Annotated in this window: 9 protein-coding genes and 1 pseudogene; 5 read left to right on the top strand and 5 right to left on the bottom strand. The window is 70.7% G+C overall.

Going from position 1 to position 15,787, the window contains the following annotated elements:
* The first annotated feature begins 102 nt into the window (after nucleotides 1–102).
* From OG912_RS23595 to OG912_RS23605, 3 genes and pseudogenes are all read left to right on the top strand, one after another.
* Nucleotides 103–1,023 (top strand): annotated as a pseudogene (locus OG912_RS23595) (LysR family transcriptional regulator).
* A 58-nt stretch (nucleotides 1,024–1,081) separates the two neighbouring features.
* Nucleotides 1,082–2,221 carry an allantoicase gene (gene alc, locus OG912_RS23600; RefSeq protein WP_327711145.1) on the top strand — a complete coding sequence of 380 codons (1,140 nt, stop codon included), beginning with the start codon at nucleotides 1,082–1,084 and terminating at the stop codon, nucleotides 2,219–2,221.
* Nucleotides 2,222–2,394: 173 nt separating this feature from the next.
* Nucleotides 2,395–2,874, top strand: coding sequence for a hypothetical protein (locus OG912_RS23605; RefSeq protein WP_327711146.1), 480 nt, complete (start codon nucleotides 2,395–2,397; stop codon nucleotides 2,872–2,874).
* Nucleotides 2,875–2,946: 72 nt separating this feature from the next.
* Here OG912_RS23605 and pepN (OG912_RS23610) read toward each other — a convergent pair whose 3' ends face one another.
* On the bottom strand, nucleotides 2,947–5,523 hold the full coding sequence (pepN, locus tag OG912_RS23610; protein WP_327711147.1) for an aminopeptidase N: 2,577 nt from the start codon (nucleotides 5,521–5,523) through the stop codon (nucleotides 2,947–2,949).
* Between the two features lie 113 nt (nucleotides 5,524–5,636).
* On the opposite strand from pepN (OG912_RS23610), the gene OG912_RS23615 reads away from it, so the two are divergent.
* Nucleotides 5,637–6,182, top strand: coding sequence for a DUF1203 domain-containing protein (locus tag OG912_RS23615; RefSeq protein ID WP_327711148.1), 546 nt, complete (start codon nucleotides 5,637–5,639; stop codon nucleotides 6,180–6,182).
* Between the two features lie 97 nt (nucleotides 6,183–6,279).
* On the opposite strand, the gene OG912_RS23620 is transcribed toward OG912_RS23615, so the two are convergent.
* The 4 genes from OG912_RS23620 to pepN (OG912_RS23635) form a co-directional block, all read right to left on the bottom strand.
* Complete coding sequence (locus tag OG912_RS23620) at nucleotides 6,280–7,308, bottom strand: aspartate-semialdehyde dehydrogenase (protein WP_326736196.1); 1,029 nt, start codon at nucleotides 7,306–7,308, stop codon at nucleotides 6,280–6,282.
* A 179-nt stretch (nucleotides 7,309–7,487) separates the two neighbouring features.
* Nucleotides 7,488–10,799, bottom strand: a complete 3,312-nt coding sequence (locus OG912_RS23625; RefSeq protein ID WP_327711149.1) for a S8 family serine peptidase — start codon at nucleotides 10,797–10,799, stop codon at nucleotides 7,488–7,490.
* Between the two features lie 176 nt (nucleotides 10,800–10,975).
* The gene (locus OG912_RS23630; RefSeq protein ID WP_327711150.1) at nucleotides 10,976–12,037 is read right to left on the bottom strand and encodes a hypothetical protein; all 1,062 of its coding nucleotides are present in this window, start codon (nucleotides 12,035–12,037) and stop codon (nucleotides 10,976–10,978) included.
* A 308-nt stretch (nucleotides 12,038–12,345) separates the two neighbouring features.
* Entirely contained in the window at nucleotides 12,346–14,943 is a 2,598-nt protein-coding gene (gene pepN / locus OG912_RS23635; RefSeq protein ID WP_327711151.1) for an aminopeptidase N, read from the bottom strand.
* 134 nt (nucleotides 14,944–15,077) lie between these two features.
* Between pepN (OG912_RS23635) and OG912_RS23640 the strand changes: the two genes are divergently transcribed.
* A complete protein-coding gene (locus tag OG912_RS23640) occupies nucleotides 15,078–15,728 on the top strand; it encodes a mycothiol-dependent nitroreductase Rv2466c family protein (protein ID WP_136325252.1) in 651 nt (216 codons plus the stop codon).
* Nucleotides 15,729–15,787: the final 59 nt, after the last annotated feature.

Below are 15,787 nucleotides of genomic sequence, written 5' to 3' on the forward strand. Positions count from 1 at the left end.
CCGGGTGCGCCGCCGGTACCGAGGTACCGAGCGGCGCATTCGCATGTCCGGAGCGGGGACGGGAGCCGGGGCGGAGCGCAGCGCGCCCGGTAGGTTGCGGCCATGACCGAGTGGGACGTCAAGAAGCTCCGCATCCTGCGCACCCTGCGCGACCGGGGCACCGTCACCGCTGCCGCGGAGGCGCTGCGGATGACCCCGTCGGCCGTCTCCCAGCAGCTCTCCAACCTCTCCCGACAGCTCGGCGTACCACTGCTGGAGGCGCAGGGCCGGCGCGTCCGCCTCACCGACGCCGCCCATCTGGTGCTGCGGCACGCCGAGGTGGTCTTCGCCCAACTGGAGCGCGCCGACGCCGAACTGACCGGCTATCTGCACGGCGAGGCGGGCGAGGTGCGGATCGCCGCGTTCGCCACCGCCGTCCCCGCCCTGGTGGTGCCGGCCGTGCAGGCGCTGCGCGGCGAGGACCGCCCGGGGCCGGACGTGCGGGTCCGGGAGGCCGAGGCGGCGCAGGCGTACGAACTTCTCGTCGCGGGCGAGGTGGACCTGGCCCTCTCGCTGGCCGCCCACGCCCCGACCGCCCGTGCCCCCCGGTTCGCCGTGCTGCCGCTGCTCGCGGACCCGCTGGACGTGGCACTGCCGGCCGGCCACCGGCTCGCTGCCGCGCCCGGACTGCGGCTGGCGGACCTGTCGGCCGAGCCGTGGATCTTCGGCGGATCGGGGCCCTGGTCCGAGATCACCACGGCCGCGTGCGAGGCCGCGGGCTTCGTCCCGGAGCAGGCGCACAGCGCGTCCGGCTGGACGGCGATCCTCGCCATGGTCGAGGCGGACATGGGGGTCGCGCTGATCCCGCGCATGGCGTCGGCGGAGTGACAGGGCCGGGACGGTGTGGTGATGCGGGTCCTGGACGAGGACCGGCCGCGCCGCCATGTGGTGGTCGCGGTCCGGCAGGGCGCCGAGCGGGGCCCTGCGGTGGCCCGGGTGCTCGCGGCGCTGCGCGAGGCCGCGAAACCATTCAGTAAGCCTTAATGATTCATACGAAAACTTTCGATGGACCTAATGGCTTCCGTCGTACGACAGTGAACGCATGACCTTCGAACAGAATGAGAACCACCACGAGGACCCCCACGCCAACGACGCGGCCCCGTACGGCGGCGGTGACCCGTACGCCGACTACCGCACCACCGACCTCCCCTTCACCGAACTGGTCGACCTCGCCGACCGCCGCCTCGGCGCGGGCGTGATCGCCGCCAACGACGAGTTCTTCGCCCAGCGCGAGAACCTCCTGGTCCGCGAGCGCGCCGTCTTCGACCCCGAGCACTTCGGCCACAAGGGCAAGATCATGGACGGCTGGGAGACCCGCCGCAGGCGCGGCGCGGACGCCGCCCACCCGTTCCCCGCCCCGGACGAGCACGACTGGGCCCTGATCCGTCTCGGCGCCCCCGGCATCATCCGCGGCATCGTCGTCGACACCGCGCACTTCCGCGGCAACTACCCGCAGCGCGTCTCGGTCCGGGCCACGTCGGTCGAGGGCTCGCCCGGCCCGGCCGAACTCCTCGCCGACGACGTGAAGTGGGAGGAGATCATCCCGCCCACCCCCGTACGCGGCCACGCCGCCAACGGCTTCGAGATCACCGGCGGCCGCCGCTACACCCACCTGCGCCTCTGCCAGCACCCCGACGGCGGCATCGCCCGTCTCCGCGTGCACGGCGAAGTGCTCCCCGATCCGTCCTGGCTCGCGACGCTCGGCACGTTCGACCTGATCTCGGTCCTGAACGGCGGCAGTTACGAGGACGCCTCGGACCGCTTCTACTCCTCGCCGACCCAGATCATCCTGCCCGGCACGTCCCGCAAGATGGACGACGGCTGGGAGAACCGCCGCCGCCGCGTCCGCGACACCAACGACTGGGTCCGCTTCCGGCTGCCCGCGCAGGGCGCGGTCCGCGCGGTCGAGATCGACACCGCCTACCTCAAGGGGAACGCGGCCGGCTGGATCGCCCTCCAGGGCCGCAACGGCGAGACGGGCGAATGGTTCGAGATCATCCCGCGCACCAGGCTCCAGCCCGACACCCTGCACCGCTTCCCGCTGCGCGCCCAGGCCGTCGTCACCCACGTCCGCCTCGACGCCTTCCCCGACGGCGGAGTGGCCAGGATGCGCCTGCACGGCTCGCTGACGGAGTCGGGCACGGCCGAACTGGCCCGCCGCTACGAGGAGTCGGGCGCGTAGCCGGCCGGCTTTTCAGACTCCCGCCCGACGGACGGCTGCGCTCCTCGCGCCTGCCCGCCGGGCGGGCTTCCACGCCCCGGGCGGTCGAGGGGGACGCCCGGGGGAGAGGCCCCGAAGGACGGACTGGTCTGCCCACGGTCGGTCCCGTTACTTCGCTCCCGTGGGGATGGCAGATGGCAGAGCTCGTGCTGTGCACCGGACTGGATCCGGACGAACCGGACTCCGTGACGCTCGTCGTGATCGTCGCCGAGGGAGTCGAGGGAGTCGAGGGAGACGCCGCGGACGAGGACGCTGTCGCGAGGCTCGGACTGTTCGGCTACGAAGGCGACGGCTGCCTCTACTTCGTGCAGACGGACGGCTGGGCCGAGCGGCGGCTGGACGGCGAGCTGCTCACCGTGGACATCGTCGCCTACCCCGCCGTGCTGAAGGGCCTTGAGGCCGCGGCGGACCTGTTCCTCGAACGGTCGGCGGCCGATCCGGAGGCGCTGCGGCTGCTGCGGGTGAGCGCACAGGTCAGCCCCGGTACGTACGCACAGGCTGCGGACATCACCGCCGTACTGACCGCACCCGCCGGGATGCCGGCCGAACAGGTCCTGGCGGAAGCCCGGTCGGGCGGGTACTGGCCGCTCATCCTGGCGCCGCAGCCGGAGTGATGCGATAACGGCCCGAACGCGAAGGGGCGCCCCCGAAGGAGGCGCCCCTCACGCATGCGGTGGTTGCGCCGCTTACGCGGTCGCCGCCTCCGCGTCCGCCGAACGGGCCTTCAGCGCACGCTCCACACCCGACCGCGACTCCGACATCAGCCGGCGCAGCGCGGCGCTCGGCTCGGCCGAGGCCAGCCAGGCGTCCGTGGCGTCCAGGGTCTCCTGCGAGACATGGAGCGCCGGGTAGAGACCGATGGCGACCTGCTGCGCCATCTCGTGGCTCCGCGAGTCCCAGACGTCCTTCACCGCGGCGAAGAACTTCTCCGCGTACGGCGCCAGCAGCTCGCGCTGGTCCGTCTGCACGAACCCGGCGATGACCGCCTCCTGGAGGGAGTTCGGCAGCTTGTCGGACTCGACGACCGAGGCCCACGCCTCCGCCTTCGCCTCCTGGGAGGGCCGTGCCGCACGGGCGGCCGCCGCGTGGCGCTCGCCCGCCGCGGTCCGGTCGCGCGCGTACTCGGCGTCGATCTCCTCGTCGTCGAGCAGACCGGTGGCGGCCAGCCGCTGGACGAAGGCCCAGCGCAGCTCGGTGTCGACGGCCAGGCCCTCGATCGCCTCCGTGCCGTCGAGCAGTGCCTGGAGCAGGTCGAGCTGCTGCGGGTTGCGGGCCGTGTCCGCGAACGCGCGGGCCCAGGCCAGCTGGTGGTCGCTGCCCGGCTCCGCCGCGCGCAGGTGCGCGAGCGTCGCCTCGGTCCACTGGGTCAGACCCGCCTCGCGCCACTCCGGCGCCGCGTACAGGTCGAGCGCCAGCTTCACCTGACGGTGCAGCGACTGGACGACGCCGATGTCCGACTCCTTGCCCACCCCGGACAGGACGAGCGAGAGGTAGTCACGCGTGGCCAGTTCGCCGTCGCGGGTCATGTCCCAGGCGGACGCCCAGCACAGGGCGCGCGGCAGCGACTCGGTGAAGTCTCCCAGGTGCTCCGTGACGACCCGCAGCGACTCCTCGTCGAGGCGGACCTTCGCGTACGAGAGGTCGTCGTCGTTGAGGAGGATGACGGCGGGGCGCGCGGTGCCGGCCGGGAACGGCACGGTGGTGCGCTCGCCGTCGACGTCCAGCTCGATCCGGTCCGTACGGACCAGCTTCCCGGCCGCGTCGAGGTCGTAGCAGCCGATGGCGATCCGGTGCGGCCGCAGCGTCGGCTCGCCCTTCGCGCCGGCGGGCAGCGCGGGAGCCTCTTGGAGGACGGTGAACGAGGTGACGTGACCGTCGCCGTCCGTCTCGATCTCCGGGCGCAGGATGTTGATCCCGGCCGTCTCCAGCCACGCCTTCGACCAGGTCTTCAGGTCGCGGCCCGAGGTCTTCTCCAGCGCGCCCAGCAGGTCGGACAGGCGCGTGTTGCCGAACGCGTGCGCCTTGAAGTACGCCTGGACGCCCTGGAAGAACGCGTCCATGCCGACGTACGCCACCAGCTGCTTCAGGACCGAGGCGCCCTTGGCGTACGTGATGCCGTCGAAGTTGACCAGGACGTCGTCCAGGTCACGGATGTCCGCCATGATCGGGTGCGTCGAGGGCAGCTGGTCCTGGCGGTACGCCCACGTCTTCATGGAGTTGGCGAACGTGGTCCAGGAGTGCGGCCACTGCGAGCCCTCGGCGTACGCGAGGCAGGCGATCGAGGTGTAGGTGGCGAACGACTCGTTCAGCCACAGGTCGTTCCACCACTCCATCGTCACGAGGTCGCCGAACCACATGTGGGCCAGCTCGTGCAGGATCGTCTCGGCCCGCGTCTCGTACGCCGCGTCCGTCACCTTGGAACGGAAGACGTACTGGTCGCGGATGGTGACCGCGCCCGCGTTCTCCATCGCACCGGCGTTGAACTCCGGGACGAAGAGCTGGTCGTACTTGGCGAAGGGGTACGCGTAGTCGAACTTCTCCTGGAACCAGTCGAAGCCCAGCCGGGTCACGTCGAAGATCGCGTCCGCGTCGAGGAACTCGGCGAGCGAGGGGCGGCAGTAGATGCCGAGCGGGACGGACTGGCCGTCCTTCTCGTAGCTGCTGTGCACCGAGTGGTACGGACCGACGATCAGGGCGGTGATGTACGAGGAGATGCGAGGCGTCGGCTCGAACGACCAGACGTCGTCCGTGGGCTCCGGCGTCGGCGAGTTGGAGATCACGGTCCAGCCGGACGGGGCCTTCACGGTGAACCGGAAGGTCGCCTTCAGGTCGGGCTGTTCGAAGCTCGCGAAGACACGGCGCGCGTCCGGAACCTCGAACTGGGTGTACAGATAGGCCTGCTCGTCGACCGGGTCGACGAAGCGGTGCAGGCCCTCACCGGTGTTGGTGTACGAGCAGTCGGCGACGACCTTCAGCTCGTTGGAACCCGCCACCAGGTGCGGCAGCGTGATGCGCGAGTCGCGGAACACGGCCGCGACGTCCAGGGCCTTGCCGTTCAGCTCGACCTCGTGCACCGCGGGGGCGACCAGGTCGATGAAGGTCTCCGCACCGGCTTCGGCGGAGTCGAAGCGCACGGTGGTGACGGACCGGTAGGTCCCGCCCTCCTGCGCTCCGGAGAGGTCGAGATCGATCTCGTACGCGTCCACGGTCAGCAGGCGCGCCCGCTCCTGTGCCTCTTCGCGGGTCAGATTCGTGCCAGGCACGCGGTCATCTCCTTGATATGCGATGTTTCCGGTCATCCTTCCACGTGACCCGCACCCAGGGCGATGTCCAATTTCCGCCGGACCGCGGCGGCGGGGCGGGCCATTCTCGTCATATGACCAGTTACGAGGCACGCGCGATCGACCCGGCCGCGCTGAAGGAACTCCGGCACACCGACGACGCGGGACGCCCCTGCGTCCCGTACACCGCCACGGACGCGGGCAGCCCGCTGCGGTGCTGTCTGCGGGGCAACGAGGTGGGGGAGACGATCGCCCTCGTCTCGTACGCGCCGCTGCGGCGCTGGGCGGCCGCGAACTGGGCCCGCCCCGGGGCGTACGACGAGCAGGGCCCGGTCTTCATCCACGCCGAGGAGTGCGAGGGGCCCGTGACCGGCCGGCCCGGCTATCCGTTCTCCCGGGCGGGTGCGCTGCGCACGGTCCGCCGCTACAACGCGGACGGGCATATCGTCGGCGGCCGTCTGATGGAGATCCCGGCGGACGAGGAGCAGGGCTACGACGAGGCCTTCGCGGAGGCCTTCGCCGACCCGGAGGTGGCGCTGGTGCACGTCAGGGCCGTGGAGTACGGCTGCTGGCACTTCGAGGTACGGCGAGGGGGCTTGCACGCCGGACGCGGCGGAAATTCAAGCCCGTCCGGCGATTGAGGACAACGGGGCCCGGGGGTCTGCCCCCGGTTTCGGGAAGGGGCGGGGAGGGGACGGCTCCGCGCAGCGGCACCGCACCCGCACCCGCCCCCCGGCGTCAGCCGGCAAGCTCCGCCGCGACCAGCTCCGCGATCTGCACCGCGTTCAGCGCAGCGCCCTTGCGCAGGTTGTCATTGGAGACGAAGAGCGCGAGCCCGTGCTCCACGGTCTCGTCGACCCGGATCCGCCCGACGAAGGACGCGTCCTGCCCGGCCGCCTGCAGCGGGGTGGGGATCTCCGAGAGCTCCACGCCCGGCGCGTCCTTCAGCAGCTCGTACGCGCGCTCCACGCTGATCGGACGGGCGAAACGGGCGTTGACCTGGAGCGAGTGGCCGGAGAAGACCGGGACGCGGACACAGGTGCCGGACACCTTCAGCTCCGGGATCTCCAGGATCTTGCGGGACTCGTTGCGGAGCTTCTGCTCCTCGTCCGTCTCGAAGGACCCGTCGTCGACGATGGCGCCGGCCAGCGGCAGCACGTTGAAGGCGATGGGGCGCTTGTAGACGGCCGGCTCGGGGAAGTCGACCGCGCCGCCGTCGTGGGTCAGCTTGTCGGCGTCGGCGACGACCTTGGACGCCTGGCCGTGCAGCTCGGCGACGCCGGCCACTCCGGAGCCGGACACCGCCTGGTACGTGGCGACGGTCAGCGTCTGGAGGCCGGCCTCGTCGTGCAGCGGGCGCAGCACGGGCATGGCGGCCATCGTGGTGCAGTTCGGGTTGGCGATGATGCCCTTGGGGCGGTTCGCGATCGCGTGCGGGTTGACCTCGGAGACGACCAGCGGGACCTCGGGGTCCTTGCGCCAGGCGGAGGAGTTGTCGATCACGACGGCGCCCTGGGCGGCGACCTTCTCGGCGAGCGCCTTCGACGTCGAGCCGCCGGCCGAGAAGAGCACGATGTCCAGGCCCGTGTAATCGGCCGTGGAGGCGTCCTCGACGGTGATGTCGGTGCCCTCGTAGGCGATCGTGGAGCCCGCGGAGCGCGCGGAGGCGAAGAGCCGCAGTTCGGCGACGGGGAACTTCCGCTCGGCCAGGATGCTGCGCATGACTGTGCCGACCTGACCGGTGGCGCCGACGATTCCGACCTTCACGGGGACTCCTTCAAACGTACGAACGGGCACGGTTGCCGCTCCATGATGCGTATGTCCACGGCTTCCTTGTCCAATCCATTGTCCGACCTGCGGACGGGGTGCGGACAGCGCAGTGGGGCGGGCGCCCGTTGAGCGCCCGCCCCACTGTCGTACGGATCACATGTTCAGCGCGATGACCGTTACGGCGTGACCTTCTCGATCACGACGCTGCCGGTGCCCGCGGCGGTGCCGCGGGAATTCACCAGCTGGACCTCGCCGAAGAACTGCCGGCCCTCGGGGGCAGCCCCGGCGACCGCGACCTCGGCACCGACCTGGGCCGATGCGCCGTTGGCCAGGTCCACGGCCTTCGACTCGTCGACGTTGATCGTGCCGAGCGACGGCGAGTAGTACACGTCGCGGTAGTCGTACTCGGTGGTGCCGGCGGGGACGTCGTACCCGTCGATGACGACCGTGTACGTACCGGCGGCCGGCTTCACCAGGCTGACGGACTCCTCGGAGCCCGCCGTGGTGGAGGTGCCCACCTCGGCCGCGCCCTTGTAGACGTACAGGTCCAGGTCGGCGTTGGCGTCCGAGGTGCCGCCGATGGCGAAGTCGAGCTTCTCGACGCCCTCACCGATGGTGACCTCCTTGACGTACTCGCCGCCCGTGGAGATCGACGGACGCTCGACGTCGGCCGAGCCCAGCGAGCCGCCCTTGAGCTTGCCCGCCAGGTCACCCGCGTTGTTGGTGACCGTCCAGTTCACCGCGGCCGGGGTGCCGATCTTCGCCTCGGCGATGGTCTGCACCGCCGGGTCGAAGGTGGCGCCGAGCAGCGAGACATCCAGCTTGTACGGGTTGTCCAGCAGCGGCGACGTACGCCGGGCCTCGACCTCGATCTCCCAGACACCGGCCTGCGGGTCGGCGTACGAGCGCACGTCGGGGCGGCAGGTGTTGGCCGGGTTCTCGTAGTTCGGGTAGCAGAACGGCGTCCCGCTGTCCTCCACCGCGACCCCGTAGGGGTGGATGGAGATGAAGCGGGTCTGGCTGCCCGAGCGCAGGGCGCTCATGGCGACCTCAAGGGTCTTGGAGCCCTCCGGCACGTTGACGAAGTACGACGTGGTGCCGTTGCGCTGCACCGAGCCGGACGCCGTGTACGCGTAACCCGGCTTCACCAGGTCCTTGGCGACGACGACCGTCGTCAGGATCTGCTGGTCCACACCGGAGGTCTTCGCGTCGTCGAGCTGCAGGATCGCGCTGTGCACGCCCGCGCTGCCCGGCTTCGCCTGGACCTTGACCGTCACCGGCTTGCCGAGCGGCAGCGAGACGGTGCTCGGGCCCGTCAGCTCGAAGGTGCCGTCGTTGTACTTCCAGGACAGCTTGTGCCTGACGTCCTTGTCCGCGCCCGTGGTGCGGGTGACCGTGACGTCGTACGACTTCTTCTGGCCGGCCTTGAGGCCGCCCTCGCGGTCGTACAGACCGGTGCCGAAGCCCGGGGTCTTCAGCGCGAAGTCGATCGCGGTGTCGACCGGGGCCTTGACCGTGTACTCGTGCGCCGGGGCGCCCTGCTTCTCGATCTGCTTCCAGGCGCTGATGATGTTGATCAGACCGGCACCCTGGGCGTGCGCGGGCACTCCCTTGATCTGGGTGGCGGTGCTGGTCAGCGCGGTGCGCAGATCGGCCGGGGGCAGCTCGATGTGCTTCTGCTTCGCGGCGGACAGCAGCAGCGCGGTCGCGCCGGCGGCCTGCGGGGAGGCCATCGACGTGCCCTGGAGCATGGAGTAGCCGGCGGGGAGGGAGTAACCCGCCTCCTTGACCGGACCGCCGGGCAGCCAGGTCTGCGTCGAGTTGATCGACGCGCCGGGGGCCGTCAGGGTCGGCGTGAAGCCGCCGTCCTCACGCGGACCGCGCGAGGAGAACGGCATCATGTCGTACTTCTTGGTGACGCCGGAGCCGTAGTTCGAGGCCCAGGTCTCCTTGGAGATGGACGCGCCGACCGAGATGACGTGGTCGGCGAGGCCGGGGTCACCGATGGTGTTGACACCCGGACCGTCGTTGCCGGCCGAGATGACCAGCTGGACGCCGTAGATGTCGATGAGGCGCTTGTAGAGCTCCGAGCGGGCGTTGTTGCCGTCGTTGAGCGGCGGCAGTCCGCCGATCGACATGTTGACGACGTCGACGCCGCGGTTCACGACGAGGTCGATCATGCCCTCGGTGAGCGCGATGTTGGTGCAGCCGCCGGACCAGGTGCAGGCGCGCGAGGAGACGATCTTCGCGCCGGGCGCGGCACCGTTCATCTTGCCGCCGAACAGGCCGTTCGCGGCGGTGATGCCCGCGACGTGGGTGCCGTGCTCGGACTCGATGACACCGATGGAGACGTAGTCGGAGGTGTTCCCGGCCGCGTCGTACACGACGTTCTTGCGGGTCTCCACGACGAACGGGATGCGCTCGACGACGTCGGTGCGCGGGTCGTCCGTACCGAAGTAGGAGACCTGGTGCTTCTCCTTGTACGGCCTCAGGACGGCGTCGTCGGAGAAGTCCGCGTTGTTGTTCAGGTCCACCCGGGTGGTGCCGGTGACCGGGTCGTACAGGACGCCCCACGTGTCGGTGGTGTCACCGTCGCGGTTGAGGTCGCCCGCCATGTCGCCGCCGCTGGTGGCGGCCTCCTTGAACACCTTGATCCGGTACGAGCCCTCGGGGGCCGAGTAGGTGCGGCCGCCGTAGGTGAACGTCGGGCCGGACACGGCGTCCGTCATCCGCAGCCAGGTGCCGTCGCCGTCACTGACCGGGTCGGTGGCCGTCACCCAGTCGGTGATCTTGCGCTCACCGGTGCTGGTCTTCTGGAGCGCGGGGTGTCCGAGGTCGACACCCGAGTCGAGGATGCCGATGGTCACGCCGCGGCCGTCGGCCTTCGGGTGCTGCTTGACGAAGTCGACCGCGCCCGTCTCGAAGGACGGGTTGTACGGGTTCTTCGCCGGGGTCTTCTTCCCGGGCGCGGGGTAGGTCCCGGTCGACTTCACCGCGGTCCGGCTGCCGGTCGCCCGGTCGGCCGCGGGAGTCGGGTCGTCCAGGACGATCTCCTGCTTGAGATCGATGCCGTGGACGGAGGTCAGCTTCGAGGCCGCCTTGATGGTGGCCTCGGCGGTCGCGGTGGGCACGGTGGCCCGCACGTAACCGAGTTTGTCGTACGCACGCCCCAGCACGGAGCCCTTGACGGCGTCCAGCTGCTCGGTGACCTGCTCGGTCGCACCGGGGGCGGTGGCGACCATCATCGTGACGTTCTTCTCGCCCTTGGCCTTGGCCTTGGCGAGAACATCGGCGTCCGCCGTGCCGAGCTTGTCCGCCGAGGCGTTGCCGGCGGCAGCCTTGACGGGGGCGGTGGCCGGGTCGTCGGCCGCGAAGACGGGAACGGCGCCGGTGGCGGCCAGCGCGGCCACCAGTCCGGCAGCGGCCGCGACGCGGGCCACGCGTCTCGCCCCGGGTATGGAGCTGGGGGATTCGGAGGTCATCAGCATCCCTGTATGTGAAAGAGAGAGTCCGGAAATCGGTACCGGATGACCGCTTACCCTTTCGTAAATGACAGGGGTTTGTGGAGACTTGTGGGGGGTGAGTTACGGACATGGCGGACTTCCGCCACTGGGGCTGAAGCGTCATGCGGGACGAAACGGTGGATACGTGGCGCCTGAGGCCCTCACCTGGGCAGGATCATCACGTACGCGGCCGGCTCGCGGTCGGCCGACGCCATCAGCGCCGTCCGGACGACGGCCGCCTGCTGCTCCCTCGTCTCACGCAACTTCTTCGGCGTGAGGTGGACGACGGTGACGCCGAGCCGTTCCAGGTGCTCGCGCCGGGCGGCGTACGCGGACCACTCGGCCTCGTGCTCCTCCTGGCGGCGGTCGTCGTCGAGCCGGCTGTGGCGCGGGGCCCTGGTGTCCAGCTCCACGGCGACCGACTCCTCGGGCCAGTAGGCGTCGACCGCGCCCAGGTGCGGGCCGCCGGGCAGCCGCAGGTCCACGTTCCACAGCGGTTCCGGGAGCTCGTAGGTCCGCACCATGTCGTACAGCCGCTCCTCCGCCAGTGCCCGGCCCTCGGCGAGCAGCGAGTCCACGGCGTTCACCACCTGAGGGCGGTCGAGCACCTTGGCGCGGTTCAACTCGCCGACCACGACAGCGGGTTCGCAGTGGCCACCGCGGACCGCCTCGGTGAGCAGCCGACGTACGGCATGGGCGTCCGCGAGACCGGCGACGGTGTCCGCGAGTGCTCGGGCCACCGGCGCCACCGGCATTCCGTCCAGCTGTTCGGGCCGGGGCAGCTCGGGTGTCCGCACCAGACGGACGTACCGGACCGACCGCAGCCGGCGGATTCGGGGCACCAGCACGTCGATGCGCCCGCGGTCCGTGGAGACCGCGGGCGGCGCGGCGGCGAAGCCGTACAGGGAGAGTGCGGCCAGCCCGGTGATCATCGCCTCGCCGTATCCGGCGTCCGTGCCACGGGTCTGCGCCGGCAGGGCCCGCCGCCCGGTGCCCGCGTACAGCAGAGCCGATCGCAGCCGCTCCCGGCCGCTGAGCGGTCCCGGGTGCAGCACGAAGACTCCGGGCAGCGGCTGCTGCCACGGCCCACCGGTCCGGCACTGCTCGCCGGCCTGTGCGGGGGAGACCCCGTACGCCTTCAACTGGGCGGCTGACAGCACGCGTTGCCGGATGTCGGAGGTGATGCGGAGGTGGCAGGGGGAGGGCGGGGTGTTCTGGGTCATGCTCCGGTGTATCCCGCTCGCGACCGGGACCTGAACCCCTGTTACACGCCCGTCGACAATCCCGGACAAGGCCGTCCTGAAGTACGGACGTTCGACGGTCGAAATGGCCCGACCCGCCGGGGAATATGAGCCGCTCCGAGGGGGCGCGCCGCCACGGCCGAGCGCCGCACGCGTACGCCCCCCGGCGCTTCGGGGCCGGCCCGTGCGACTGACCCGGTCCGACCGGCACATCCAGCCCGTCCGGCGTTTGAGGACGGAACCCTCGCCGGGTTGAGCGGCACCCCGGCGAGGGCTTCACACCGAACGCCTCAGACGGCTACGCCGTCACACGCCTGAGCGCGCAGCCCACGGGCGAGGTCGTCCCGGGCCTCAAGCACCAGCCGCCGCAGCGCCGGCGCCGCGTCCGCGTGCGCCGCCAGCCACGCGTCCGTCGCCTCCAGCGTGGCGGGATCGTCCTGAAGGGCCGGGAACAGGCCCCTCACCACGGCCATCCCGATCTGGATGGACCGCTCGGCCCAGACCCGCTCGATCACCTCGAAGTACCTGGCCGCGTACGGGGCCAGCAACTCCCGCTGCGACGACTGCGCGAACCCCGCGATCGTCGCCTCCACCAGCGCGTTGGACAGCGCGTCCGACTCCACGACGCCCGCCCAGGCCTGCGCCTTGACCGCGGCCGACGGCCGCGAGGCCAGGCACCGCACCTGGTGGCGCTTGCCGGACGCGGTGTCGTCCCGGGCCAGTTCGGCACCGATGGCCGCCTCGTCGGCCGCACCGTGCGAGGCCAGCGGCGACAGGAACGCCCAGCGCAGCTCCTGGTCGACGTCCAGCCCGTCGATCCTGGCCGTGCCGTCGAGCAGCCCGGACAGCAGCTGGAAGTCCGTGTCCGAGGCGGCGACCGCCGCGAAGAAGCGGGCCCAGGCCAGCTGGTGCTCACTGCCCGGCACGGCGAGCCGCAGCTCGCGCAGCGCGCCCTCGGCCAGCGCCCGGCCGCCCTCCTCACGCCATGCGGGAACCGCGTAGTGCACCAGCGCGGTCCGGGTCCAGGCGTGCAGCATCTGGAGCACGCCGATGTCCGTCTCCCGGCCGGAGAACGCCAGGACCAGCGAGACGAAGTCGCGGGCCGGCATCAGCCCGTCCCGGGTCAGGTTCCACAGCGCGGACCAGCACAGTGCCCGCGCGAGGGGGTCGGTGAGGTCACCGAGGTGCGAGCGCAGCGTCGTCAGCGACACCTCGTCGAAGCGGACCTTGCAGTACGTCAGGTCGTCGTCGTTGACCAGGATCAGCTCGGGCCGCTCGGCCCCTGCCAGCTCCGTGATCACGGTGCGCGGCCCCGCCACGTCCGCCTCGGCCCGCGCGTAACGCACCAGATCGCCGTCGGGTGTGCGCCGGTACAGGCCGACCGCGACCCGGTGGGGCCGCAGCTCCGGGTGGGACTCGGCCGCCTCCTGGAGGACCGCCAGTTCGGTGATCCGGTCCGCGGCGTCGTAGACCGCCACCGGGGTCAGCGAGTTGACCCCGGCGGTCTGCAGCCAGGAGCGCGACCACGAGGTCATGTCCCGGCCGGACGTCTCGGCCAGCACCGACAGCAGGTCGCCCAGCTGGGTGTTGCCGTACGCGTGCTTCTTGAAGTAGCGCCGTGCGCCCTCCAGGAACGCGTCCCGTCCCACGTACGCCACCAGCTGCTTGAGCACCGAGGCGCCCTTGGCGTAGGTGATGCCGTCGAAGTTCAGCTTGGCGTCCTCCAGGTCACGGATGTCGGCCGTGATCGGGTGCGTGGACGGCAGCTGGTCGGCCCGGTACGCCCAGGACTTGCGGTTGTTGGCGAAGGTGATCCAGCCGTCCTTGAACCGGGTGGACTCCACCATGGCGAAGACACCCATGAAGTCGGCGAAGGACTCCTTGAGCCACAGGTCGTCCCACCACTGCATGGTGACGAGGTCGCCGAACCACATGTGCGCCATCTCGTGCAGGATGACGTTGGCCCGGCTCTCGTACGCCGCCCGCGTCACCTTGCCGCGGAAGATGTACTCCTCGCGGAACGTGACACAGCCCGGGTTCTCCATCGCGCCGAGGTTGTACTCGGGCACGAAGGCCTGGTCGTACTTGCCGAACGGGTACGGGTAGTCGAAGTTGTCGTGGAAGAAGTCCAGGCCCTGCTTGGTGATCAGGAAGACGTCGTCGGCGTCGAAGTGCCGGGCGAGCCCCTTGCGGCACATCGCGCCGAGCGGGATGTCCAGCGTCGTGCCGTCGTTGAGCGTGCGGCTGTAGGAGTCGGTCACGTAGTGGTACGGACCGGCGACGACCGCCGTGATGTACGTCGAGATCGGCTCCGTCTCGGCGAACCGCCACACCCCGCCGTCGTGGGACTCCTCGGCGCCGTTGCTCCAGACCGTCCACTCCTCGGGGGCCGTCACCTGGAAGCGGTAGGGCGCCTTGAGGTCGGGCTGCTCGAAGTTGGCGAAGACGCGTCGCGCGTCCGCCGGCTCGTACTGCGTGTAGAGGTAGACCTCGCCGTCCTCGGGGTCGACGAAGCGGTGCATGCCCTCGCCGGTCCTGCTGTACGCGCACTGCGCGTCGACCACCAGGACGTGTTCGCCCTCCGGCAGATCCGCCAGGGTCACCCGCACGCCGTCGAAGACGGTGGCCGGGTCGAGTGCCGTGCCGTCCAGGGTCACCGCGTTCACGGACGGGGCGATCAGATCGGCGAACGTCGTCGCACCGGCACGCGCCGAGCGGAACCGGATCGTCGTCACCGAGCGGAAGGTCCGCGGACCGGAGGTCTGCTCGCCCTCCCCGTCGGGCCCACCGATCGCGGAACGGACGTCGAGGACGACGTCGTAACCGTCGACGGTCAGCAGCTCGGCCCGCTCACGGGCCTCGTCGCGGGACAGGTTCTCACCGGGCACGAGCACACTCCTTTGTGTCACCTTCGAATATTTTGATCCTCCCATGCCGCCTTCCGGCCACGCGTTCGGGAATGGCCGGGGCGTCCGGCGGTGTTCTCGGTCACAGCATGCGAACGGCCCTCATGAGGAGAGAGATGTCTGACAACAGCACGGTGACCGGCAAGACCCCCGCCGATTTCTGGTTCGACCCGCTCTGCCCCTGGGCCTGGATGACCTCCCGCTGGATGCTGGAGGTGGAGAAGGTCCGCGACGTCGAGGTCCGCTGGCACGTGATGAGCCTGGCCGTGCTCAACGAGAACCGGCTGGACGAGCTTCCCGACGAGTACCGCGACATGCTGGAGAACAAGGCCTGGGGCCCGGTCCGCGTGGTGATCGCCGCCCAGCAGAAGCACGGCGACGACATCGTCGGCCCGCTGTACACGGCGCTCGGCACCCGTTTCCACAACCAGGGCGAGGGCCCCACCCGCGAGGCGATCGAGGGCGCGCTGAAGGACGTCGGCCTGCCGGCCGAACTCGCGGAGTACGCCGACTCCGACGCGTACGACACCGAGCTGCGCGCCTCCCACCAGGAGGGCATCGACAAGGTCGGCCAGGACGTCGGTACACCGGTCATCGCGGTGCCCGGCGCGGACGGCGAGCAGATCGCCTTCTTCGGCCCGGTCGTCACCCCCGCCCCCAAGGGCGAGGACGCGGCGAAGCTGTGGGACGGCACGCTGCTGGTCGCGTCGATCCCGGGCTTCTACGAGATCAAGCGGACCCGGACGCAGGGCCCGGTCTTCGACTGAGCGTCCTGCGGTGCGGGGTCCCGCCGGACCCCGCACTCTCCGCTGTTGTGACGCCACCG

Source organism: Streptomyces sp. NBC_00464 (genome assembly GCF_036013915.1).
Lineage (GTDB): Bacteria > Actinomycetota > Actinomycetes > Streptomycetales > Streptomycetaceae > Streptomyces.

Coding starts and splice junctions, on each gene's coding strand:
- alc (WP_327711145.1), top strand. CDS start 1,082: ATGACCTTCGAACAGAATGAGAACCACCACGAGGACCCCCACGCCAAC.
- OG912_RS23605 (WP_327711146.1), top strand. CDS start 2,395: ATGGCAGAGCTCGTGCTGTGCACCGGACTGGATCCGGACGAACCGGAC.
- OG912_RS23615 (WP_327711148.1), top strand. CDS start 5,637: ATGACCAGTTACGAGGCACGCGCGATCGACCCGGCCGCGCTGAAGGAA.
- OG912_RS23625 (WP_327711149.1), bottom strand. CDS start 10,799: ATGCTGATGACCTCCGAATCCCCCAGCTCCATACCCGGGGCGAGACGC.
- OG912_RS23630 (WP_327711150.1), bottom strand. CDS start 12,037: ATGACCCAGAACACCCCGCCCTCCCCCTGCCACCTCCGCATCACCTCC.
- OG912_RS23640 (WP_136325252.1), top strand. CDS start 15,078: ATGTCTGACAACAGCACGGTGACCGGCAAGACCCCCGCCGATTTCTGG.